24 protein-coding genes are annotated in these 22,563 nt (G+C 41.4%); 9 read left to right on the top strand and 15 right to left on the bottom strand.

What is annotated here, in order from left to right:
• Position 1: 1 nt before the first annotated feature.
• The 4 genes from N483_RS07190 to N483_RS07205 form a co-directional block, all read right to left on the bottom strand.
• Positions 2-1,066 carry a hypothetical protein gene (locus N483_RS07190; RefSeq protein WP_023401436.1) on the bottom strand — a complete coding sequence of 355 codons (1,065 nt, stop codon included), beginning with the start codon at positions 1,064-1,066 and terminating at the stop codon, positions 2-4.
• Positions 1,067-1,071: 5 nt separating this feature from the next.
• Positions 1,072-2,127: a hypothetical protein gene (locus N483_RS07195; RefSeq protein ID WP_023401435.1), complete on the bottom strand. Its 1,056-nt coding sequence runs from the start codon at positions 2,125-2,127 to the stop codon at positions 1,072-1,074.
• A gap of 502 nt (positions 2,128-2,629) precedes the next feature.
• Entirely contained in the window at positions 2,630-3,673 is a 1,044-nt protein-coding gene (locus N483_RS07200) for a GGDEF domain-containing protein (RefSeq protein ID WP_023401434.1), read from the bottom strand.
• 274 nt (positions 3,674-3,947) lie between these two features.
• Complete coding sequence (locus tag N483_RS07205; RefSeq protein WP_023401433.1) at positions 3,948-4,691, bottom strand: helix-turn-helix domain-containing protein; 744 nt, start codon at positions 4,689-4,691, stop codon at positions 3,948-3,950.
• A 115-nt stretch (positions 4,692-4,806) separates the two neighbouring features.
• On the opposite strand from N483_RS07205, the gene N483_RS07210 reads away from it, so the two are divergent.
• Genes N483_RS07210 through yiaA form a run of 3 tightly spaced genes read left to right on the top strand, consistent with a single transcriptional unit; the run spans position 4,807 to position 6,430 of the window.
• Positions 4,807-5,163 carry a hypothetical protein gene (locus tag N483_RS07210; RefSeq protein WP_023401432.1) on the top strand — a complete coding sequence of 119 codons (357 nt, stop codon included), beginning with the start codon at positions 4,807-4,809 and terminating at the stop codon, positions 5,161-5,163.
• A gap of 2 nt (positions 5,164-5,165) precedes the next feature.
• Positions 5,166-5,966 carry a DUF2145 domain-containing protein gene (locus tag N483_RS07215; protein ID WP_023401431.1) on the top strand — a complete coding sequence of 267 codons (801 nt, stop codon included), beginning with the start codon at positions 5,166-5,168 and terminating at the stop codon, positions 5,964-5,966.
• 2 nt (positions 5,967-5,968) lie between these two features.
• A complete protein-coding gene (gene yiaA, locus N483_RS07220) occupies positions 5,969-6,430 on the top strand; it encodes an inner membrane protein YiaA (RefSeq protein ID WP_023401430.1) in 462 nt (153 codons plus the stop codon).
• Between the two features lie 21 nt (positions 6,431-6,451).
• Here the strand turns inward: yiaA and N483_RS07225 are convergent, their stop codons facing one another.
• Complete coding sequence (locus N483_RS07225; RefSeq protein ID WP_023401429.1) at positions 6,452-6,886, bottom strand: GNAT family N-acetyltransferase; 435 nt, start codon at positions 6,884-6,886, stop codon at positions 6,452-6,454.
• Between the two features lie 325 nt (positions 6,887-7,211).
• On the bottom strand, positions 7,212-8,198 hold the full coding sequence (locus N483_RS07230) for an AraC family transcriptional regulator (RefSeq protein ID WP_023401428.1): 987 nt from the start codon (positions 8,196-8,198) through the stop codon (positions 7,212-7,214).
• A 117-nt stretch (positions 8,199-8,315) separates the two neighbouring features.
• On the opposite strand from N483_RS07230, the gene N483_RS07235 reads away from it, so the two are divergent.
• A complete protein-coding gene (locus N483_RS07235) occupies positions 8,316-9,518 on the top strand; it encodes an EstA family serine hydrolase (RefSeq protein ID WP_023401427.1) in 1,203 nt (400 codons plus the stop codon).
• A gap of 53 nt (positions 9,519-9,571) precedes the next feature.
• Here N483_RS07235 and N483_RS07240 read toward each other — a convergent pair whose 3' ends face one another.
• Positions 9,572-10,531, bottom strand: a complete 960-nt coding sequence (locus N483_RS07240) for a LysR family transcriptional regulator (RefSeq protein WP_023401426.1) — start codon at positions 10,529-10,531, stop codon at positions 9,572-9,574.
• 155 nt (positions 10,532-10,686) lie between these two features.
• On the opposite strand from N483_RS07240, the gene N483_RS07245 reads away from it, so the two are divergent.
• Together N483_RS07245 and N483_RS07250 are read left to right on the top strand one after the other, a co-directional pair.
• Positions 10,687-11,886 carry an MFS transporter gene (locus tag N483_RS07245; RefSeq protein ID WP_023401425.1) on the top strand — a complete coding sequence of 400 codons (1,200 nt, stop codon included), beginning with the start codon at positions 10,687-10,689 and terminating at the stop codon, positions 11,884-11,886.
• Between the two features lie 9 nt (positions 11,887-11,895).
• On the top strand, positions 11,896-12,438 hold the full coding sequence (locus N483_RS07250; RefSeq protein ID WP_023401424.1) for a hypothetical protein: 543 nt from the start codon (positions 11,896-11,898) through the stop codon (positions 12,436-12,438).
• A 67-nt stretch (positions 12,439-12,505) separates the two neighbouring features.
• Here N483_RS07250 and N483_RS07255 read toward each other — a convergent pair whose 3' ends face one another.
• A complete protein-coding gene (locus N483_RS07255; RefSeq protein WP_023401423.1) occupies positions 12,506-12,988 on the bottom strand; it encodes a nuclear transport factor 2 family protein in 483 nt (160 codons plus the stop codon).
• Between the two features lie 130 nt (positions 12,989-13,118).
• Here N483_RS07255 and N483_RS07260 point away from each other — a divergent pair, with 130 nt between their 5' ends.
• Positions 13,119-13,523 carry a winged helix-turn-helix transcriptional regulator gene (locus N483_RS07260; RefSeq protein ID WP_023401422.1) on the top strand — a complete coding sequence of 135 codons (405 nt, stop codon included), beginning with the start codon at positions 13,119-13,121 and terminating at the stop codon, positions 13,521-13,523.
• Positions 13,524-13,540: 17 nt separating this feature from the next.
• Here N483_RS07260 and N483_RS07265 read toward each other — a convergent pair whose 3' ends face one another.
• The gene (locus tag N483_RS07265; RefSeq protein WP_023401421.1) at positions 13,541-14,599 is read right to left on the bottom strand and encodes a Kelch repeat-containing protein; all 1,059 of its coding nucleotides are present in this window, start codon (positions 14,597-14,599) and stop codon (positions 13,541-13,543) included.
• 257 nt (positions 14,600-14,856) lie between these two features.
• Complete coding sequence (locus N483_RS07270; protein WP_023401420.1) at positions 14,857-15,243, bottom strand: thiol-disulfide oxidoreductase DCC family protein; 387 nt, start codon at positions 15,241-15,243, stop codon at positions 14,857-14,859.
• A gap of 214 nt (positions 15,244-15,457) precedes the next feature.
• On the opposite strand from N483_RS07270, the gene arsH reads away from it, so the two are divergent.
• Both arsH and sigZ read left to right on the top strand, forming a co-directional pair.
• Complete coding sequence (gene arsH, locus N483_RS07275; RefSeq protein ID WP_023401419.1) at positions 15,458-16,201, top strand: arsenical resistance protein ArsH; 744 nt, start codon at positions 15,458-15,460, stop codon at positions 16,199-16,201.
• Positions 16,202-16,247: 46 nt separating this feature from the next.
• On the top strand, positions 16,248-16,823 hold the full coding sequence (sigZ, locus tag N483_RS07280; protein WP_023401418.1) for an RNA polymerase sigma factor SigZ: 576 nt from the start codon (positions 16,248-16,250) through the stop codon (positions 16,821-16,823).
• 46 nt (positions 16,824-16,869) lie between these two features.
• Here the strand turns inward: sigZ and N483_RS27225 are convergent, their stop codons facing one another.
• The 5 genes from N483_RS27225 to N483_RS07300 all read right to left on the bottom strand — a co-directional run bounded on the left by N483_RS27225 (position 16,870) and on the right by N483_RS07300 (position 22,560).
• Positions 16,870-17,043, bottom strand: a complete 174-nt coding sequence (locus tag N483_RS27225; protein ID WP_023401417.1) for a hypothetical protein — start codon at positions 17,041-17,043, stop codon at positions 16,870-16,872.
• A 68-nt stretch (positions 17,044-17,111) separates the two neighbouring features.
• Positions 17,112-18,455, bottom strand: a complete 1,344-nt coding sequence (locus N483_RS07285; protein WP_052027437.1) for an N-acetylmuramoyl-L-alanine amidase — start codon at positions 18,453-18,455, stop codon at positions 17,112-17,114.
• Between the two features lie 483 nt (positions 18,456-18,938).
• Positions 18,939-19,646: a class I SAM-dependent methyltransferase gene (locus N483_RS07290; protein ID WP_023401414.1), complete on the bottom strand. Its 708-nt coding sequence runs from the start codon at positions 19,644-19,646 to the stop codon at positions 18,939-18,941.
• Positions 19,647-19,788: 142 nt separating this feature from the next.
• Positions 19,789-20,088, bottom strand: a complete 300-nt coding sequence (locus tag N483_RS07295) for a DUF3088 family protein (protein WP_023401413.1) — start codon at positions 20,086-20,088, stop codon at positions 19,789-19,791.
• Between the two features lie 216 nt (positions 20,089-20,304).
• Positions 20,305-22,560 (bottom strand): CocE/NonD family hydrolase, encoded by a 2,256-nt coding sequence (locus N483_RS07300; protein WP_023401412.1) that lies wholly within the window; start codon positions 22,558-22,560, stop codon positions 20,305-20,307.
• Between the last annotated feature and the right edge of the window lie 3 nt (positions 22,561-22,563).

Consider the following 22,563-nt stretch of genomic DNA (forward strand, 5'->3'; position numbering starts at 1 on the left):
GTTATAGAGGGGTTTGCTGCGCCATCCCCTCTAAAAATTGCAAACTAGCGCGCTCCTTGTCGCTGGGTTTGTATGGCTCTCTTTTTAAATCTGACAAATCAGCTGCGTGCAATGAAATTTCTGTGATTAAACTTTCACCATAACGGGTTCGCTCCCCTGGTACTGACGACATGCGTTCAACAATAAAAGTCATCAGTTTGAGGTCATTGCTTAGATCAGGCAATACAGATTGATGGGCTTTTAGCGCGATTTCCTGTTTTCCATTAGCCAGCTTTGACTTTGTCACCAAATGCGCCAAAGGCGTTCCACCATCAAATAAGTTGGCTCGCACTCGATAGATACCCGCATCCTCCACTTCTAGCTCTAAAGCAATGATTAAGTCACTACCTTGCACATCCATGTATTTTAACCCGACAAGTTTTGCACTCGGCTGTACATACTTTGCCTGTGCCACAATAGTAATGGGATCTCCCCCCACATCTGCGATCACTTTCAATTGTATATCACCATTAAAAGCTTCTTTGGCTGGCAATTTGGTATTGGCTTGTCCCTGCGAGACACTCAATCCCTTCTCAAACAGTATTTTGTTTTTTTCATCAACCAAACTTACAATCACCTTCGCCCGAGAAATACCCTCTCCGGTCAGCTGCAATTCAATAGGCTCTGGATATGTAAATCTGTATTTGTTGAGCGCCAATGCAATCGTCCCGCTCAGATCAGAATTCGGAACCGTGACAGGAACAAAACGATTGGGTTCCAAACGATCAATATCGTGAATGCTTAAGGGTTGAGAATAAGGTGCATAACGTAACGTTTCTCGGTAATTAGAAGCGATGACTTTTGCTGCTTTTTGTGTGCTGGTAAGTTGAAATGGAGACATTTCGACTGCACTTGTGGCTGGCTCTTTGTTTATCGAGGCTACATCAGGTTGTTGTATTTGAACATCTATTACTGCTTTTGGCTCACTGACTGATTGCATCGGCTGAGTGCTGTTATTTGGCGCCAGTATTCGCCAAATAACAAGTGCCAACAGGGCACTTGTTACAACGGCAACAATTTTCTTCATAATGCCTACTCTGGAATTGCAGCAAAGAGTAGCGCTGACATACTGGTGTTGTCAGATTGTCTTACATACCTGTACTTCTTCTTCCATAGCCAAAAGCCTTTTTCTTCTTCATAAGTAGAAAATGCCACGCTTTTGTTTGGCGCTACATTAATTGAAGTATTGGCAGTTGTGACTTTACCTTTTGCCTGATTCAATATCACTGAGTAATGATCATAATTGTCACTCATTAACATCGGATAGTGATAAGGTAAAAAGTGTCTGACGCCGTCATCTTGACTGGTTAGCTTTCCGTCCATTCCAACATGTACACTACAACTGTCAAATGCCGCAACTTGGTTAGCACCACATGCAGAATGAGCCGCTACAACACTGTCATCAATACCCGGTAAAAATAGCTTCGTAGCATTGAAGTACAAGTCTCCGTCTGCAACAAATCTGAGTCTAGGTGTGCGATCTCCCGGAAAACTCGCAATTTGACGCGCATTGTTCACTTTTAAATCGTTTAAGACGCCTAGCGTTTGACCTACAGAACGTCCAAGCCAAGCTCTAACAGCGGCTTCTACAACTGGGTTTGCTAAACCATTGGCAACATTCACAGCTAGGTCCGCTAATTCACTGCCGCCGCCCGCACCCGCAACATCGAAAGTAGCAACAATATTTAGTGGCTCAAGCCCTGCATTTTCTAGCCAGTTCGCTTGGTTATCTATGATGTATCGAGTGATCAAGTCACCTGTTGAATGTGTCAAGAAGATACAGCCTGGCTGACAAACACCTTGTTCCGACATAGTGCGTAATTTTGGCCACAAGTAATCACTTGCAATTTTGCCTTCTACACGCTCATAAGACGGCCAATCGATGCGTTCGTCGGCTAGGCCTCCCCAATATTCAGCCCAGTATGCTTCACCATCACTGTCGATTTTTCTCGGATCCATGGCTGTCAACTGTTGAGATTGAAAACCATGTACTAGCACAGTTTTATAGGCTTTCGCGTTGGCACCGACACTTGTACCCACCAACGTTAACACAAAACTGCTAAGCAAAATTCGCTTGATTAAATTCACTGACGTACGCTCCACTTTTATTATATTAATAACGCAAACACACCCCAACGACTTCGTGTTTCGTTATACAAGGATTACCAAGTAAAAACTCAAAAATCAAATTTAAAATGCAATTTATTTTCAAATTTTTAACTTTAAAGATCAAAAAAAGGGCAATTCATTAATCTTTAAGCCAAATATATTAGTGGTTAAAATTGAAACAAACGTGATGATAAGGTTAAAAAAAGATGAAAAAATAACTTGTTAGTTATTACACTGCAGACCATCAAAAATACCTAGGTTGAGAAGCAATATCACCCAATATTTCAACTCGTTCACACTCTCGGGAAGCACATGAAGGCATAATATAGGAAAGTCAGGTTACGAATTTTATGTCTACTATTTTAATAGCAAAGAATAGAATAATGATAAAGTCTAAAACAGGTGGTGATAATATGTATGACGCCTAGAAAAATTGGCGGGTTGGAGTCTGGCGTTTCAAAAAGATAATTTTAGAAGTAGCTTAACCAGCTACCTCTACACGATTGCGACCATGGGATTTAGCAAGATACAACGCTTTGTCCGCGCATTCGACCAAGCTGTGCCAAGTCATTGTCTTGCCGAATAATGCAATACCAAAACTGGCGGTAATATGTTTTAAAACCTCGCCTGTTTCTTTGTCTTTCAGTGACAGTTTGGCGATGTCCTCACGAATTCGGTTAGAAAACCCGACAGCTTCACTAATACTAGAAAAGGAAATTAAAATACAAAACTCTTCACCACCGTAACGATATGCTTCACCTTCGGCTTCACTGTGCAATTGAAGTTTTTGCGCTACTTTTCTCAAAACATCATCGCCGCGTTGATGACCAAATTCATCGTTGAATTGTTTGAAGTGATCAATATCAATAAAGATCAGCACCTTTTGTAACTGGCTACTTTCATCACAAAACTTGATAATATCGTCGTCAAACTTTCCTCGATTGAGTAAGCCAGTTAACTTGTCAGTGCTCGCTTTTTCCTGCGCATCCGTTAAGGTATCTTGCAGTTGCTTTATCTCACTATATGCAACTTCAAGTTTTTTCTGAAAACACAGGGCATTGTGCTGCATAACAATAGATTCTTGGGTCAGTTTAGAAACATAATTCAGTACATCATTATAGATTTCCGGCCCAGCAGTAGTATTTTGCTTTTTCAGTTGATGTAAGCCGACATGACACTCAGACAAAACAGCTGAAAACTCTTCCGAGCAATTCAATGTGTTATTGATCTCTTGTTCAACATTGTTAAGTGTGCCCTTTACTAGGTCTGACATCTCGTGGAACAGAGCAAGGTCTTGTTCACTTAAGAACTCATCAAACAGCGCCTTAGCCTGATCCGACGGACAAGTACCATGCTGCGCAAGGATCTCCTCTAATTTTCGATTGAGATCAGGCTCTTTTCCCAAAACATAGCAATACCAAATCGCATAGTTCATAGGCGATAACGGTATTTGGTACTTAACCATAAAAGGTACAGCTTGTTTTAAACAACTTGCGGATTGAGCGAAAGAGCTATTTTGTTCCATGTAAGACCCGTCAAACCACCAATTTCGGTGGCATCATTATTAATTTTTGTTCTGCTTTGAGAGCCAAGAAATACAATACTAAATAATTAGAAAAAATTAATCAATCTTGATTTTAACACCCTAATAACAACGACTAGCAATGTAAAAAATGCATACGAATTAAGTATAAATAATGTCGCAGGAATAATTTATGTAGCCAAACTATCACAAAGTACCTTTATAAGGTATTTCGTAATTGCATTTTAATCAACTTAAACCCACCAATTTTTGCTCTTTAGTCGTCTGAGTCTCGCAACATACTCTTGAATTGACCTAACTGCCATGGCCGCATCGCTAGTAATAACCCAACACCTCTGCGTTTGCTCAGGGGTAGTTTTATATCTTGCTCATTTAACTGTGCAATCTCCTTAGTCAACTGCTGCAACCTACGTTTTATGGTCGCTATCGTCGCGTCACTATAACTACCTCTCAGATAAAATCGGTAGCTGTCTTCTTGATTAAACTCCCCTTGTAGAAACTTTCCCAATACGTGTTGTTCAATATAAGACTCTAAAGGACCGCCAGGTATCCAGCTAAAGTCTTGGGCAATGAGTAACTTGTATCGATTGTTTGGCAATAATTGGATCATCTTTAAGCGGTCAAGATGCGCCAATAAACGGACACATTCGAGCGCCTCTATTTGATACTTGATGATGATATCTTCAAATTCCCAGCCATCCCGAACACATACGGCAACCAAAAACAATTTTGGATTGTCTATCAACTCCTGTTCTTGTTGGACGGTCAATTGGCTGATCTGTGACTGTTGTGATTGAGATAAAACAAATAAATCACAGAGTGTTACATCTAAAAGTTCGCAGACACTTTCCAACTTTTGTAATGAGAATAGCTCGTTTGCGAACATTCTTTTGATGGTGGCTTCGCTTTGTCCAAGGTGATTGGCGACATCTTTATAAGTCAATTTTTGCTGTTTAAGAAGCTGCTTTACGGTGTTAGAAACAAGTGGGATCTGGCTCATAGTGTTAGATTTTAATACTTAAAGTATATTCTATTAATACAAAGTATAAGAAAGTATACAAGTCCGTCCAGTTTGCTAATTTAGATAGCAACAAAGCAATACGGAGTGTTTTCAGATGCTAGGACAAAAATTTAAAACAGTTTCAATTACCGCCGCCACACTGGCTTCTTTCATTTTTACACCAGTAAGTGTCGCGTCAGACAATGCGTCAAACGCCAGCCATCATACAAGCCAAGCTAGTAAATACAGCGTATTAACTGTGGGCGATAGCTTGGTAACAGGCGCAGCCGTTTCAACCGCTGTAGTTGCTGTACCTATGATAATTACTGGCACTGTGATGCTAAGTGGAGGCATGGCCAGTGCCGGTATTGCAAGCGCAGCACTTGACTCAAAAAGTTCAAAACCACTACCAATTAGTGATGACGTTATCATTGCAGGACCGCCACCTTCAGCAAAATTAGAAGGAGAGTAAACATGGGCATCAAACGATATGCAATCTACTTAACCATCGCTTTGCAAAGCATAAGTGCTATAGCTGGCAGTGAGCGCTCCAGTGAACATTATTTTGAACCAAGTGAAATTGCGCAATTCGCGAAGCAAGTTGAGAAATATAGCGCTGCACATCGTGCCCATGTATTTATTATTGGTCGGGTCGGTCAGCCGAGTAGTACACTACCTGAAGGCGTCGAATTTACCCATGTGGCCCTTGCCGTCTACTCTCAAATCACCACAAACAATGGAGAAAAGAGGTACGGATACGCTATCCACAACCTATATCAACAGGCAAATGATCCTGCCAAAAGCGAATTGGTGACTGACTATCCAACCGACTTTTTTTGGTCAGTTAAAGAGCTTAAAGCGGGTATTGCCATACCGAAATTGAGTGTGCAAAAGCGAATACTTGAAGCAATTAGCAGTGGTGTTGCTGAGCAGCTTCACAATCCAAAGTATTCGCTCATAGCAAACCCATACAACAACCAAAGACAAAATTGTACTGAGTACACGCTCAATGTGATAAACGCCGCGCTATATAAGACTTCAGATATGGCGCAGCTCAAAGCAAACACCAAAGCTTATTTTAACGCGCAACCTCTGTCTGTGAGCCGCTTCAAGCTGTTTTTTGGTTCCGTATTTAAAGACGAGATCTACAGAAAAGATCACAGCGGACGTGTCCGTATCGCCACGTTTACAAGTATTCGTGACTATTTGGAGCAATACGATTTGCTGGCGCATTCCACCGTTATTACTCCAAAACAGTCATCTGAGGAGATTTAATTATGGACAATCATCAATCACAACAAAGCTCGAGCAAAGCATTTAATATTGCTTCTATCATTGTATTGGCCATTGGCATCGTCACCTACTGCATTGGCCTGTTTAATGCCCAAATGCAGCTAAATGAAAAAGGGTACTATTTGGTTATCCTATTGTATGGCCTGTTTAGTGCCATTTCACTGCAAAAAAGTATTCGAGATAAGCAAGAAAATATTTCAACATCAAGTATCTATCAATTACTCAGCTTAATCTCGACTGGCGCAGCAATTTTGCTATTAATGGTCGGACTGTATAACGCAAATTTGTTGCTCAGTGAAAAAGGGTTTTATGGCATTGCTTACCTAATGAGCTTATACGCCGCAGTAGCTGTTCAGAAAAATATCAGAGACAGAGAACAGGCAGTCCAATCAGAAATAACGCAAATCGACTATGCGCAGACTGCTACCCAACCGACAAGAGATTAATACCACGCAAGCTGACCATGGTCAGCTTGCAATTTGAGTTACCATGACGAGCTTGCCGTCTTTGTTTGCCACAACCTCAAAACCATATTTGTTGTAAAGTGCTACGAGATGCGGCTCGCATTTTAAGTATAAATTTTTCCAGCCAAGCTCGGATGCTTTTAATTTTGCATGGGAGACCAATACTTCAGCGATCCCTTTGCCCCGAGCACTTTCATCGACATACACGCCGTCTAGCCAACAAGTATCGCCGCTAAATGTTATTTCCGCTGCCCCAACAAGTTTGTCATGGCAATAGACAACAAAACCAGCTCTTCGCTTGGTACAAGATATTTTATCGACAACGTCTGTCAGTGTTGCCTTGGGATCTTTACTATCCCATTGTGAAAAGTACCAGCGAGCGACTTGCTCTATGGCTTCGGTACTTTCTGACATTGCAATTACTTTAATATTTTCCACGTCTTAACCTTTGTTCTTTTTTTATGCAATCAAACTTCTACTACAATGCAGAACGCAAAGATACCATTGCTTAAATCAAACCCTTTGACTATAGAGTTTCTCATTTCTAATTATTTTCGTCATTAACTTGCATGACAATTTAGGTGTCGAGGGGCCAAAATGAATGAAAGCGCACAAAAATGTGCGCTCCAAAGACGTGGCGAAGGGGTCTACTCCAAATGCGTGTAAAGCGCTAAAAACCCTTCGCTTAAATAAACGTAGAACAACACAATTCAGATCACATTGTTTCAAACATAAAATTAAGAAGGCCTATACTTTCCCAAGTCTAAAGCCCCAATTTCAATCGCTTTCTGTATTCGCTAGGTGACGTCCCAAAACACGCTTTAAAGTTTTTCGCAAAGTGCCCAGCATGTTTATAACCAACCTGCCTAGCGATTTGTACTATCGGCATATCGCTATTCTCTAACAGTTCCATCGCCTGAAAAAGTCTCGCTTCAGCAAGATAGCCATACAAGGTTTGCCCAAATACCAACTTAAATTGGCTTTTGAGCTTATGATCATTGATCCCTACAATTTTTGCTAGCGCACCAATACTTGGCGGTGATTGCATATGCGACTTTAAATACGCAGCCGCATGCTCAAGTGCAATCAAATCAACCTTTTTTATCGTATTTAGACAATTGTGATAGGTGTGATTGTGCTCCAGCAGCAACGCTATCAATTCCATCATTTTTGCGTGGATCAACAATTTCAAACTCTGACTTGGAAACTGACAGGCATATATTTGCTCCACCGCGCATTTAATTTGCTGCGTCATAGGTAAACAGATCAGCTTCTCATACAATAAGTTGGGTGCTTCATGTGTCTCACAATCATATTGTGCCATCAGCGAGCTCATCAGGGCTGGGCTTAGAGTATAATTGACGATTTTGTTAAACCCAGCCTTATACAGAAAAGTACAATAAGCCTTCTCGATAAAAAATAACCCGACGTGTCCCTTTGGGACCCTCGCTTCACGACCACCCGCCAATGAGATCGTTATATGTCCCTCTAAAACAAAAAACGCCCCACATACAACCCCACTGTGTGCATTTAGCTTGGTACTCTTTTCGAAGTTGAGTTCATTAATTTGAAACGCACTTCCATCAGAGAATGAAAAACCAAAACTCTCACCGTGCCCTAATTGCTCTGATAGGGCAAAACGATAGTCACATGCCTGAGACCACTTGCCCGCTCCACAATTAGCTGTATCAAGATTTGAGGCAAATTGCTCAAGAGACACCTCCACAATGTCATTGTCATCAGTTTTCAATTTCAATACTCCTTTGAGTGACCATTAAACTCCCTGTAGCGCTAGTCCTGCCGTATCAATTTAAAGTCTACTTGTATTCAATATTAGGTATCTATCTCAAGATATAAACTGACTATTATGGACTGTTTAAAATCGCCACATGACCAAGACGAAATTCAAGAACGACAAATTAAAGGCACATATAACGCCCAGTATGCGCCTCTATACCAAGCATTTTTGAGTAATTTTTCTCAATACAATGAAACAGGCGCAGCCATTTGTGTATTTCATAAGGGACAAGCAGTTGTTAACTTATTTGCCAGTAATGAATCACAATCTCCGCCATGGCTAGCCGACCACAGGGTCAGTGTCATGTCGTGTTCAAAGGCAATGTTGGCCATTTGTATCCACAAACTGGCAGCCGATAATAAAATTGTTTTAAACGCACCTGTTTGTCGTTACTGGCCTGAATTTGCAACAAATAGTAAAGCTCATATCACGATTTCGTCAGTGTTAGATCACAGTGCTGGTATTCCTTGCCACAAAACAGGAAAGCCTGGCGACATTTTTAATTGGCAAGCGTCTATCCACAACATTGAGAATACTAAACCCATATTCTCCGTCGGCAGACAGCTTGTTTACCATGCGCTGACTTTTGGGCATATTTTAGGAGAAATCATACACCGCGTTGATGGCCGTATGCCGAGTGTTTTTTTTGAACAAGAAATTGCACAGCCCTTTGATATTGACTGCTCCTTAACTAGGAACTCATCATATCGACACCGAGATATTGTAAAATCCAGCGCATTTTCAAGTAATAACTTAAAGTTTATGTCTCACTGGTTGCCACGTATTCCACATTGGAAATGTCAGTACTTTAAACCCTGTGGAGAGCATTATCACCCCAATTCATCACAGTGGCACAACAGCGAAATACCAGCTGTTACTGGACATGCATCGGCGTTTGGCCTCGCTAAACTGTTTGCTTTTCTAGCTGGCAATGGGACGTTAAACGGTCAAACTTTGCTCCCTAAATCACAAGTTCAGCGCTTAACTCAGCTGAGCTTCGCGGGTACAGAATTAGTGACAAAGAAACACTGGCGCATGGGGGCAGGTGTGATGCTCAATTCACCTGAATTTTGTCCAATGGGGCCTAATGAAAATGCCTTTGGGCATATGGGGATGGGCGGGGCTATCGGTTTTGCAGATCCGGATGCACAGCTTTCTTTCGCATATGTCACCGAGTTTTTCCACTCCCCAAGCAAGACTGATAAAAGCGTGAGCGGTATTCGCTTACAAAAATTGGTCACCGCTTTATACCGCTCACTACTTACTGAATGAGATATAAACCTAAATAGCGCAAGGGCCGCAATATCGCTCCCAATTAAACGAGGTTAAGCGTTCACTTGATGGTCAACAGTATGCTCCGCCCATGTTTGATATGCGCTTTCACCTTTTTGCGCTAAGGCCTCGGTTAAAAACTCTATAAATACGCGCACTTTAGTGGGTAAATAGGTGCGTTTGGGGTAAATGGCAAAAACCCCATTATCAACTTGTGGTGGCCTAAAGTAAGGGTAAATTGAGATCAGTTTACCGCTCTCAAGTCCACTTTTAGCAAGAAAGTGAGGTAATTGAGCAAACCCTAAGCCATCTTCACACATTGATACCATCATTTCACCATCGTCAGTAATGTGACTAGATTCGAGATCACATAATTGATACTCACCTTGCTCATCAGGCAAATATATTGGCTGAAGTTGTTGAGTCTCTTTGATTCGAAAACCAATCCACTGGTGTGCGTTAAAGTCATGCTGGCAACATGGGGTCCCATGTTGCTGCAGGTATTTTGGCGAAGCGCAGACAAAAAAGTCCATTGGGCTGAGCCGTTTGGCAACCAAACGGCTGTCTTTAATATACCCAGTGCGGATCGCAATATCGACCCCACTTTCAATCACATCCGTGTGTAAATCGTTGATTTGGAGCTCTAGTTGAATGGCCGGATACTTTTCGCAAAATGCAGCTAAGATTGGACGCAAATACAAGTGCCCATAACAAACAGCAGAATTGATTTTCAACACCCCGCTCGGTGAGTCGTTCAGATGTCTAAGCTCACCTTCACATGCCGATAAGTCTTGCAGTAATTTGCGAGCCGTTGATAAATACTGATTTCCAGCCTGTGTAATACTGAGTTGCCTAGTAGAGCGCTGCAAAAGCGTCACGTGTAACTGCGATTCCAAGCGGCTGATGGCTTTGCTCACTGTCGATGGGTCGGTATTACACATCGTTGCGGCTGCGGCAAAGCTGCCACTATCACACGTGGCTATAAACAACTCCAATGCTCTAAGTTTATCCATGTTCTTCGCATTTAACAGGTTCCTACTTTTTACTATAACAGCAAAGATTCGTGAATTATATTCACAGGTGTATGGGTTACATGGTTATTTTTCACGGTTCTCTCCCACCATAGACTGTTTGAAGCACACTTTCAGACGAGTTTGGAGACTTAACTTTGAAAAACACAACCCCACAACAACCTTGCCAACACAGTATTTGGATATATATTGTGTTCGCTTTTATTACCATGTCTGGGCTGTCATACATTAATTTTTTGCCTGGCTTGGTCAATGCCCTTGCTGGCAACATCGGCTATTCGGAGTCTGAAGCGGGACAAATTGTCTCACTCAATGGGTACGGCGCTTTATTTGGTACAGCCACAGCTATTTTTGTTGTTCGCCGTTTACCTTGGAAGCCGTTACTCCTAGCTTCTTTTATACCTCTGTTGATATTAGAACTTACAACCCCAAACATCCACGGTTTGAATGCCATGTTGGTAACCCGGTTTTTCTCAGGATTGGCCGGCGGTCTCGCCGTGGGCGTGTCGTTTTCTATGCTGGCAAAATTAGGTAACAGCGATCGCGCATTTGGCTTTTTACTGTTCACCCAATTTATAGTAGGTGCCTTGGTGATGTATTGCTTGCCATTACTTGAATCTATCACCAATCACTTTGCGGTATTCCATATTATGGCAGCTATCGTATTGGTGGGATTACTAATGACCTTGTTTATCTCATCCAATATGTTCCCAATAGTTGCGGTCACGCACTTGCAAGTAACTATAAAATCAATTGCTCACTCCGTTCGTTTGATGCTCACAATCTTGCTTTATATTAACGCTGCAAGTGCGCTATATACCTATGTAGGCGTAATAGGAATTCATGCCAACTTTGGACAACAACAAGTCAACACCGATATCGCAATTACCGGCTTATTAGGTTTAATTGGTGCTATGTTGCCTATGTTCAAATCGCGATTCCTTAAAAGGCAATCACTCATAATTTCAGGAACATTACTATGTGCAACTGCTTGCATCATGCTATTGCAACCTGCTCTATCGCACGCCATGTACATAGTGGCCTTAGCTTTGGTGTTTTTTACTTGGCCCGCTGTGCAATCGTATTTATTCGCTACCGCTGCCGATATAGATCCAAGCGGTCGCCTTTCAACTATTGCCTCACTCACAGCTTCTGTTGGTATGGCGTCTGGACCAATGCTCGCCGCCCTTTTAATTGAACCCGGTAATTACGCTTCAATGCTCTATACCTGTATTGCCTTATTTGCACTGAGCACAGTCGTTTTTCTGATCCCACTGAAATCTCGCAACAGCACAAATCAGCTGCAACCGAACCATTCTCACTCCGAAATAAGTTAAGGGATAGTCATGATTAAATATTTACTTAATAAACAAATACTCGCCATGAAGAGCCAATACCAATACGATGTGCGCTACATGGAGGACATCATTGCGGCGGATCTGCCTGCCTTTTTAAAATACTGGGGCTTTACAACCATGTCTTCACATCGGGCCCATGTCCCTGTGGCTCCACTGTTTGCCGCACGCATTCGCACACTGATCAGTGAAGATTGTGGCCCCTGTATTCAGCTGGCTATTGACATGGCACTTGAAGCTGGCGTAGATGAAACAACCATTACATACATCGTCAGCAATCAAAAAGACAAAGTTTCTGAAGAAGTGGCACTTGCCATGCGCTTTACAGATTTGGTTTTAACCCATGACTCTGGTGCTGATTTGCTTAGAGAACGTATCGTTAAACTCTGGGGCCAGTCAGGCTTGATCACGCTTGGATTCAGCATTAGTGCATATCGGGTATTCCCAACATTAAAATACGCGCTTGGTTACGGGCAGGCTTGCCAACAACTCAAGATAAGTGACTCGGCTATTTTACCAAACCACATTAACTAACCACCTGTTGTTGCGCACCAGTTGCTTCCCTTAATCTGCTGCGCTCCCCAACAATGCCCGCTTGGTATTAAAACACCCCATTGCTGTTTTTTATTTTACCACCCATAAATAAGTTATATAAACGCATCGAAACATCCAGAGCTTGAATTGCATCCCAATGTTCAATGAGCTTACCGTCTCTCACAGTCCAAGTGTCTATAATATTCATGCCTTTTGTATCATCGCCACGATGTTTCGCTTTCAAGGTCGCATGTGAGTGAATAATTACTTGCTCACCGTCAACAAACATACGTTTAATTTCATAGCTAAATTCAGGAGCCTGTTTAACAAAGTCGCGCAGTGTTTCGATTACTCCGGAAATGCCATCAGCCATGTTGCGATTATGCTGCTTATAAGGACCTTGACCAAAACGCGTCATCACCTTTTCAAAACTGTGATCGTTCATCAGTAATTGTACAAATTCTGCGACAATTTTGGCGTTTTTTGTCTCTTGCTCATTCCAATGTAGGCTAATTAGCGCGTCTGTGTTTATTTTTGGGCTGTTCATCATTTGCTCTCAATTTACGTGTGGCACATATAAAAGCGCCACTCACATTTAACTTTTAAAATGCAAGTTAAATTATTTGATTGCAAAATGCAAGTAAATTATCATGGACCAAAATTTATCAAAGAGACCTATCATGACCAAACGTTCTGATTGCCCTATTTCTAATGTTCTTGACCATGTGGGAGACAAGTGGAGTTTGTTGATCATTAGAGACCTTATGTTTTTCGGCAAACACAGCTACTCAGAGCTACAAAATTCTGATGAAAAAATGGCGACAAATATTCTCTCAAGTCGGCTAGAAAAATTAGAAAAAGAGGGGCTGATACATAAGCAGAAAGATGAACAAGACAAAAGAAAAAAAGTATATCGGCTAACCGAAGCTGGGGTTGATATGCTGCCTATCATGCTAGAAATGATTATGTGGAGTGCCAAACATGCACCTGAAACAAATATCCCCAACCAGTTGGTGTCACGAGTTCACACTGACAGAGCAGGCCTAATTCAAGAGTTAACTGAACAGATCCACCAGCAGCCATAGGCTGCAAGTGTTGAAAACTAAAAAGTGAGGCGCTCCACAATAGCGGACGTCCCCGTCGCACCTGCTTTGATAGCGCCGCCAAGCAAGTATATTTGATTACCTAGGCTCACCGCTCCCAAACCATGACGTGTCGATGTCATAGTTAGCGACTCTGTAGCCCAGCGCTGTGTGGCCGGATCATATCGGAAGATCTGGTCAAATGTGCGGGTTTTCATTTCTCGCTTTCCCTGGCCGTTTTTGACATAGGTGTACTCTTCACCACCAAAAACATAAATCTGACCATTAATTACAGCGCTCGCCAATCCTGCACTTGGCTGTGGCATGGGCGCTAAACTCTGCCAGCGGTCTTCCTTAGGATCGTATCGCCAAAGATTGTCGAGATTTTTAAAATCGAGAGAGTTTATTCTTCCCCCCATCACATACCACTGCTCATTTATGACTACAGACGTAGCCGAATTACTGGCAATTGGTAACGGCGCAGCACGAGACCAGTGCCCCTTTTTTAACACCCAATGCGCATCGGTATCAGTCAATTTACCGTCCACCATAGTGCGCCCTCCAGCAACATGGATCTGGCCGTTAAGCGCCCCATACACGGATTCACCCATGGGGATTGGTAGTTCGGGGCCGACTTGCCAAGCTTCGCCTTCGTCCCGCATAACATAAACAGATGACTTCACTTGCCATGCATTAGCTTTGGTGGCATCAAACCCGCCAATGGCATATAGCTCATCGCCGCTGGATATCAACCCTAGATGATGTCGTGATTGAGGCAACAACGGGCCGCTCAGCCACGCTTGACGCGCATCGTCAAACACATAGGTATTATTCGAAGCGGCTAGGTGTGCCAAAGTAGCCATGTTAGAGGAAGTCTGTTCAAAAGCCCCTGCAACATAAATTTTTCCTTTAAACACTGCTGGGTAAACTTCCTGTAATGGTGTTGGCAACATTTTCCCTAACTGCCATTTAAGCATCGCTTGCGCTTGAGGGCTGCCATCTGATAAGTCGGTGGCACACCCTTGCAGTATGAAGGTGACGACCAACGCTATGAGTGTAGAATGTACTTTATTTTTCATGGGCACATTTTGAGTAAAAACAGGTCATGAAATTAAAGCATGGTGGCTTTGGGTTAGCTGTGACTTTTTTCTTAAATCAAAATATATAAATAATAATCATATAGATATAAAACAATATAGTACACAAAGTAGATTATTATGCCGCCTATGCCCCTGCGCAAAAGGTAATTGGAACCATCCCAGTCAGCCTATCGATCATCAAACGCTTAAACGACAATAACACGGTTTATTATTTGACTATTCCAACAGCCGTTGCTTTATCGCCGACATACACCACTATCGCACCTCGATTTACCCGTCAATAAGTAGGAAATTCGATAGCGATTACTGGCAAAAGCCAAATACAATTTATCAGCAAGGGGCTTAACCACAGGCCAGCGTAAAGGGGCGTACATCCACCCCATACCAACTAGGCGCCATGCATGGTATGTCACATCTAACCCAAGCAACAAATTGCCGTTCATATCCAAGGCGTGCAAAATTGAATTCGCTTTGTTTGGATCGATGTCCGGATAACGCTCAAATTCTTCGCTATAAATATCCACAATTAAAATACGATTCGATTTATCTCGTTTAGTCAAAGCCGCCATTTCCTTAACACACAGAGGGCAGGTTCCATCGTAGAAGATTGTCAGTTCTTGCATCTTTTATACTCTGATATTTTTTAAATTGTTACGCCACTTAAGACTTGCTAGATCACAAAACACAATATCACTCTTTTAAATTTATTGAAGTTCTTTGCTCACATTTTATTAAGGATGCACAGCCAAATTAAAAAATATCAAAAAGTTTTGACCCATCGTCGTCTTTTTTTCTCTTTGCCCGTCTTACGTGTGTAATTAATTTTAGGAGGCGTAGATGAAATACCTAGAGACCCAAACATTTAACTTGCAAACACCTGAAACACAACCCAGTCTTCATAGTCCAAGGGTATTGATGTTGTACGGCTCACTAAGGGCTAATTCAATCAGTAAGAAAGCAGCGATTGAAGCGGGCAATATACTTACCTACATGGGTGCAGATGTGAAATTTTTTAACCCCGAGGGTTTGCCTTTATTTGACAATGGTGACAGCGCACAACACCCTAAAGTAAAAGAACTCAGAGACTTAGTGAACTGGTCTGAGGCACAAGTATGGACATCTCCCGAGCTGCATGGAAATATGTCCGCTGTGCTAAAAAACCAAATTGACTGGATCCCACTGTCCATGGGGGCGGTGAGACCTACACAGGGTAAAGTACTCGCGGTCATGCAAGTGAGTGGCGGTTCACAAAGCTTTAACGCGGTCAATAATATGCGTATTTTAGGACGTTGGATGCGTATGCTCACAATTCCGAACCAATCGTCCATTGCCAAAGCTTACAATGAATTCAATGAAGACGGCTCTATGAAAGCGAGTGGTTTTCGAGATAGAGTGGTCGATGTTATGGAAGAGCTTATGCGCTTTACTTTTCTCACTAGAGACAACAAACCGTTTTTCGTCGATCGCTACAGTGAACGAAAGGATCAACAACAGCAACAAGCTGCACTGACCACTGCGTTGGCTGACATAGTTGAATCTGAACCGTCTTCGCCTCGAACACAAAAGGCATCGTGCTGCTAAGCTAGTATAACTGCAGTCATTGACTGCAGTTAATATGAGGATAACTATGACCACAGAGCAAATTTGGAATGAATATAGAAGTAGCTTGAAAGCTTTTCTTCACAGCAAAGTCGCTAACCCAGCGGACGTAGACGACTTACTTCAAGACGTGCTTCTAAAAACACACTTGGCGATGAACAGCTTAAACAAGCCAAGCAGTATCAAAGCTTGGTTATTTCAAATAGCGCATCATACCGTCATCGATTACTACCGAAAAAATGGCTTGGCGAAACAAATTGAGTCACAGCCTCTGTGGTATGAATCTGAGCAGCGCAATGTAAAAATTGAACTGGCCAAATGCATCAAACCTTTTATTCAAGCCTTGCCTGAAAAAAGCGCTCACTTGCTAGATGAAGTGGAGTTGGAAGGTAAATCGCAAAAGCAGCTTGCGCAAGAGTTAGAACTCAGTTACTCAACACTCAAGTCACAGGTTCAAAAAGCGCGTACCGAATTGCACAGTGTCTTTCACGCCTGTTGTGAATATGAACTCGACAAAAATGGCAACTTAATTGAGTATCACCCCAAAGCAGATTTTGATGCCAAAAACATATCGACATCCAAATGCGGCAAAAAAGCTTGCTAGACCCTCTGGGCAGTTAGGCAGATAAAGCTAATTCCCAAAGCGGATTTTAAGGAACGGACTTCTTGGCCTTTTTAGGGAATAATCGAAGCCAAAATGCCGCCTCAAAAACAACCCCTAAAATGACAAATGCGAACACCCCATTTGCGTTGCCATAGCTATAAGCACTCAGTGCAGCAACCAATAATATAAAAGCGATCAGTAGTCGGTATGCTAATTTCATATATCCTCACCTATCACGTGTTTAATCCATCATATTAAAGAAAATACTACAAAATATATCACTGTGTATCAATGCGCTGATTTTGGGATCGTCAAAATTTGGCCAACTCTAATTACGTTAGAGCTCAATCCATTTGCCCTCTTTAAGTTTGATAAAGAGACCTGATACCGCTGTGCGATTAACGACAGAGACTCGCCACGACTCACTTTGTGAGAGCGCGCACTATTAGCTGCAATCAAAGTGCCCTTTGGCGGGTAACGATTAAAATAGTTTTCAATCGCGCGAGTAATCGACTTGGCCAGTTTTTGCTGATGAGCAGGGTCATTTAAGTTTTTTTCGTCTTTAGGGTTAGAAATAAACCCTGTTTCGATTAAAACTGACGGAATATCGGGGGCGGTCAATACTGCCAGACTTAACCCTACAGGTTTGCGTTTATGCAACTTAGTAACCTTTTTCATTTCTTTGAGCACAAACGTTGCGAACTCATAGCTACTTTTTGTCGTAAACTCTTTCGTCATATCAGCCAAAATAACGGCTAAGTTATCATCTTGAGTATTTTTAATCGTTTCACCGGCCCCCCCAAGCAATTGAGACTCTTTTTCTCGATTTGCAATCACTTTAGTAAACTCAGAGTTGGCTCTTCGGGCTGATTGCACCAAAACAGAAGCGCCATTTGGCTGTGCGGAGGTGAATGCATCAGCATGAATTGATATCAGCAGATCAGCCCGGTTTTGACGCGCCATCCGAGGCTTTTTATCGTGGCGTACAAAATAATCTCCAGTCCTTATTAACACGGCTTTAATACCTTGCTTTTTATTAAGCAAAGCTGCGAGTTTTTTGGCAATTGCCAATGTGACGTGCTTTTCATAGCTTCCGCTGTATCCAATTGATCCTGGATCATCTCCGCCATGCCCCGCCACTATGGCAATAACAACATCTCTATTTTCTTCTGGTTGTTTTGGTTTTATAACTCTTTTTGGTTTTTTAGGGTCATGTAATTCAACAACAAGACGGTGACCATATTGTCCTGTAGGAGCGAGGGGGAAAACCACCAATTTAAAGGTGCTTTCTAACTCCAATACAATACGCTTGGTGTGCTTGTTTTTAGGGCTGCTTGTACGGATTTTTTTTATTCGTTGATCATTCTTTAGCAGCTTTTTAAAGTTAACTTGCGAGTCACTATCACTAAAGTCGATCACTAATCTGTTTGGTGATTTTAAACTAAAGTACTTGTAATCAGGCTTTTCTTTTAAGTCAAAAACGACTCTAGTACTTTCTGGTGCGGACCACAGTCGTACACCTTCGATGCTATTTGCGGCATAAACACCCACACTAAAGAACAAACCGACAATGTACGTAAGTAATGCAACATACCTAGCAGTAAATTTGATTGACACAAAATAAGCTTTCAACTTCATCCCTTAGGTAAAAAAACCGAAGAAATCACATCTATGTCTTTAATATAGAGTATATGCAATCAAAAATAACGCAGATGAGATGAAAAATCCATTATATTACAATAATACCGAAGTGAAATTATATCTGCTCAGCTAAACTCAGCTTGCAAAATCGAGTTATCAGCCAATGCTCTTCTAGCTGATTAATGGTAATTTAGCATATCTCGACTTTAACAATACACTCTCACCATTTTTTAGTTGAGAAGCATTCCGCTACTGCGCTCTCACAGTCTTCTAAACTAGTATACATATACAATCTGACTACCAATTCACCAGCAAAGTAGTCAATTGGAAAATAAAGAAGTCGCATGTTCGAGCTCGGAAAATTGCCACGTTCTCTACTCGTTAGTAGCAATATACTAAGTGAGGTAGCAAAATAAGCTATTATATTTATCGAAAGGTGGCTATTTTATAAGGCATCAAATGACAGAGTTAAAGTTATGACGCCTTCTCAAATAAATAAAAGCCATACCCCAAGGTTTCTCTTCCCCACCTAAGATACGCATCCATCCAAGTATTTAACTGTTCAATCTTTGCTTTGATACTTACATCATTTGGACAAGACTTAAGAGCTGCTTGCGCTTGCATTACTCGGCCCCACTCAAAATTGTCCCACTCCTCCATACTGCAAGTCGTCGCATACAAAGCTTGTAAACCATGCGCTTGTGCCGTTTTTATGGTATCAAGATGCGATTGATAGAAATTTTCAGGCACGCCCAAAAAGTTTAGATAGGCTTCATCTGGTCGCTGCATCCAAAAACACTCACCCAACAGCAATCTTCCACTTGGTTTTATAAACCGAGCCATTGTACTGAGTGCATCGGAATCATTACCAAAGGCGTGGGAGGCTCCGTTACATACAAGTAAATCATAATTACAATCTGAACTCTCCAAGTTTGTAATGTCTTCACACACAAACTGAAACCTTTGAGTATTGAAGCGACCTGTTGCAAAGTCATTCGCCTGTTGGATCAACGCAGCATCTATATCTACACCGACAACACAGCTTTCATATGTTTCGAGGATCTTATGTAAAAATCGACCATTGCCACATCCTATCTCCAAAACTCTTGAGCCTTTTGGTAATTGCAATAACGATATTAATTTATTTTCTTTGGTACTTCCAAGTGGGCTATTATACTCCATCAAAAAATCCTTTTATAAATACAAACTAAATATAACAGCCATGCGCAAATTAAATACTGTACCTTTGGTTCAATCGAGTCTATCCGTGATTGAGATATAAGCTCAGTTTTGAGCTCAAAGTTGTAGCCGGCTTATGCGATTGTTATGGGTGTGCTGCTGCGCCGCCATACTTTTTTGCAAGATAGTTAATTATCTCTATGGGATCTGTTATGGCCTCACCATCTGGGAGCACCAATACTGGTAGCCACTGTTTATCTTCACCTAATAACTCAACGAGCATCTTTCGAGGCTTTGGGAAATCAAGGCGATGCAAGTCTACTTTCGACTCCCAATGTTTATTCACCAGTAAGGCCCCTTCTATCATGGCGCAGTGAGAACATATCCATGATTTGTTCGGCCCATCTTCAAATGGCATCTTTAATACAAAAAGTTTTGGCTTCATTACATACTTCCTAGCTTAGATCATGACACTAAGAAGATTATAACAAAATCATAAAACACTTAAAATAAGAAAGAAACAGCCAATTATTTTATTCCAACAATAGAAAAACCTAGAACATAAACCGCGTTAAATTGAAGTAAAATTAAAAGCTTTCCTTTTATTCCATTGAGGAGTAGTGAAAAAATCTGCAACCTCACTTTAAATATAATTTACTATTCACCTAACTATTGGCACTTTAATATAACTAGAATTATGCCAATAAACTTTTAAAGGTTCTTTTGCATCACTAATATTTTCGTCACTAACGTTTTTTCCTGTTCCATAGTTTATTTGAGCATAGGCGTTTTTATTGATATCAAGAGTCACCAATAATCGACTTCCTCTACTAAGCATTCGACTTGTCATCCCTGTGCGTGTAAATGGCAGAGTTTCAACTTTACCTGATTCTAGTAATATTCTTTTCGTCATGTCTTTTGCGTAACTTGCGCGGCCCAAGTAGTAAGACAAGTGAAACAGCCGCCCATCGGGCATAACCTCATATAAAGTAACCCCAAAGTCCATGTCTCGCTTATTAATGGTGGCATCTATTTTGCCAAAAAAAGTTCCTGATACTTCAATAGGTTGCTCAAAAGGTTCACTCATAAATACATAGCCCGTGGTCATTTCAGGCTTTTTGTCTACGATTGGATACGGATAATAGTCATTATTTATCGTGGTACGATCCGCATAGTCTACTCGTTGCGTTAAATACGCAGGCTTTGAGGGTTTTTTCTGCGATAAAACATATTTGTTACCTTCTTTTACCTCACTTAAGTAGAGTGTAAGCTCTTCATTGCTAACCTTTTTTAAAGACGGTGCATGTTTCCACTTATTGCTGCCCATTACTTGGTAGTTAACTCTATCTTTGAGTAATGCTGGTTTGTTTGCGCCACGAAATATGTGATCCATCCACTGATAAGTAATCTCTAACGTATCGAAATGCGCAATTGGGTCAATCGTATAATCTCGCAAAATTGCTTTCTTCGTTGCTCGTTGTGCACCAAAATGGTCATAAGGCCCAATCAAAAGGTAGTGCTGCGCTTGTGGATTATATTTGTAATGATCATTCATATAATTTATTGAAGCACGCTGCCCATCATCAAAATAACCAGCAATACTAAATACAGGGATATTTACTTTGGCGAAATCTTGTTTATACGGGATCTGGCTTTGCCAATATTGATCAAAACTAGGATGTTCTAACCAACTCTGAAACCAAGGGTTAGGCTGGCCATCTACCTTATCAACCTCACGGAAAGAGCGACCACTTTGATACCATTTGTCATTTAACGATCGCCACCTGTCATTGTCGCGATAAACCACATGATCAAGCGTTTTATTATTGGTGGTGTAGAATGGCCAAGCGTAATTGACTAGCAAAAATATGTTATTTTCCATTGGTAAACTATTGCCTGGACTACCAGCTACATAGGGCACTATGGTCTTCAATGCCTTAGGCATATACTTGGCTGCTGCCCACTGTGTAAATCCGTCGTAGCTACCACCAAACATACCTACTTGGCCATCATTCCAAGACTGGGCACTGAGCCAATTAATCACCGCAGTAACGTCTCTACCTTCATACAAATATGGCACAATTTCCTCTGGGCTATGTGCTTTACCACGAGTATAGGAAACTGCCCCAATATAACCTCTTGCGGCCGACTCTCTTATAATAGAGATGTCCCACTTAGGCTTAACGTAAATCGTGTGACGAAGTAATGCTGGGATCGGCTTTTTTTTATCTTTCGGACGATAATACATGGCAGCAATTTGAGCGCCTTCTGGTGTTTTGACAAGCAGTTTCTTGTCTATCACATATCGTGCGTTGTCGTCTTCGGCTATCAGTGTGTCAATTACCGGCTCCCAAAGTAATGTATTCTGATATTCTTGGTAAACCAGCACCAACTCCGAAGCATCATCTACAGAAATAAAGTCTTTGCCTTTATGTTTATTCAGCTCACGGGTATATGCTGTTTCTGACTTATTTAAGTCACGAACAAAGCTATTAATTACCTTACTCGCACTTAAATCATCGAGGGTTTTAAACGAAGTCCGAAACTCCATTTTTAGCGCTTTAGCGAGGGAAAGATTGGTATCCGCATTCTTCTTTAGCGCTTTTATGGCCAATAAATAAGGGACTAGTTTGGTTTTGTTGTCATTGGTATCGGTTGATGCTTTCTCGACTAAACTCTGTATATCAGCTTTGCTCTCTAGCCCACTTTTAGATGCTAGTTTTAAAATAAAGTAAGACGTTGCATCTAACTTTTGGATCTTATTGACTTTTAACAACCTCTCTGCAAGCGCCTCCATAGCTGCCTTTTGCGGTTTACCATCGTAAAAAATGTCACTTTTTAATTTTAACTCATGGCTTCGAGCCTCAAAGTTTATAATATTAAAGAAAAGAAATGCGAAAATAAAATAGACTTTCATCTG

The organism is Pseudoalteromonas luteoviolacea NCIMB 1944, assembly GCF_001625565.1.
Taxonomy (GTDB): Bacteria; Pseudomonadota; Gammaproteobacteria; order Enterobacterales; family Alteromonadaceae; genus Pseudoalteromonas; species Pseudoalteromonas luteoviolacea_F.

Coding starts and splice junctions, on each gene's coding strand:
- N483_RS07235 (WP_023401427.1), top strand. CDS start 8,316: ATGGACTGTTTAAAATCGCCACATGACCAAGACGAAATTCAAGAACGA.
- sigZ (WP_023401418.1), top strand. CDS start 16,248: ATGACCACAGAGCAAATTTGGAATGAATATAGAAGTAGCTTGAAAGCT.
- N483_RS07265 (WP_023401421.1), bottom strand. CDS start 14,599: ATGAAAAATAAAGTACATTCTACACTCATAGCGTTGGTCGTCACCTTC.
- yiaA (WP_023401430.1), top strand. CDS start 5,969: ATGGACAATCATCAATCACAACAAAGCTCGAGCAAAGCATTTAATATT.
- arsH (WP_023401419.1), top strand. CDS start 15,458: ATGAAATACCTAGAGACCCAAACATTTAACTTGCAAACACCTGAAACA.
- N483_RS07260 (WP_023401422.1), top strand. CDS start 13,119: ATGACCAAACGTTCTGATTGCCCTATTTCTAATGTTCTTGACCATGTG.
- N483_RS07215 (WP_023401431.1), top strand. CDS start 5,166: ATGGGCATCAAACGATATGCAATCTACTTAACCATCGCTTTGCAAAGC.
- N483_RS07255 (WP_023401423.1), bottom strand. CDS start 12,988: ATGATGAACAGCCCAAAAATAAACACAGACGCGCTAATTAGCCTACAT.
- N483_RS27225 (WP_023401417.1), bottom strand. CDS start 17,043: ATGAAATTAGCATACCGACTACTGATCGCTTTTATATTATTGGTTGCT.
- N483_RS07200 (WP_023401434.1), bottom strand. CDS start 3,673: ATGGAACAAAATAGCTCTTTCGCTCAATCCGCAAGTTGTTTAAAACAA.
- N483_RS07210 (WP_023401432.1), top strand. CDS start 4,807: ATGCTAGGACAAAAATTTAAAACAGTTTCAATTACCGCCGCCACACTG.
- N483_RS07240 (WP_023401426.1), bottom strand. CDS start 10,531: ATGGATAAACTTAGAGCATTGGAGTTGTTTATAGCCACGTGTGATAGT.
- N483_RS07300 (WP_023401412.1), bottom strand. CDS start 22,560: ATGAAAGTCTATTTTATTTTCGCATTTCTTTTCTTTAATATTATAAAC.
- N483_RS07190 (WP_023401436.1), bottom strand. CDS start 1,066: ATGAAGAAAATTGTTGCCGTTGTAACAAGTGCCCTGTTGGCACTTGTT.
- N483_RS07290 (WP_023401414.1), bottom strand. CDS start 19,646: ATGGAGTATAATAGCCCACTTGGAAGTACCAAAGAAAATAAATTAATA.
- N483_RS07250 (WP_023401424.1), top strand. CDS start 11,896: ATGATTAAATATTTACTTAATAAACAAATACTCGCCATGAAGAGCCAA.
- N483_RS07205 (WP_023401433.1), bottom strand. CDS start 4,691: ATGAGCCAGATCCCACTTGTTTCTAACACCGTAAAGCAGCTTCTTAAA.
- N483_RS07270 (WP_023401420.1), bottom strand. CDS start 15,243: ATGCAAGAACTGACAATCTTCTACGATGGAACCTGCCCTCTGTGTGTT.
- N483_RS07295 (WP_023401413.1), bottom strand. CDS start 20,088: ATGAAGCCAAAACTTTTTGTATTAAAGATGCCATTTGAAGATGGGCCG.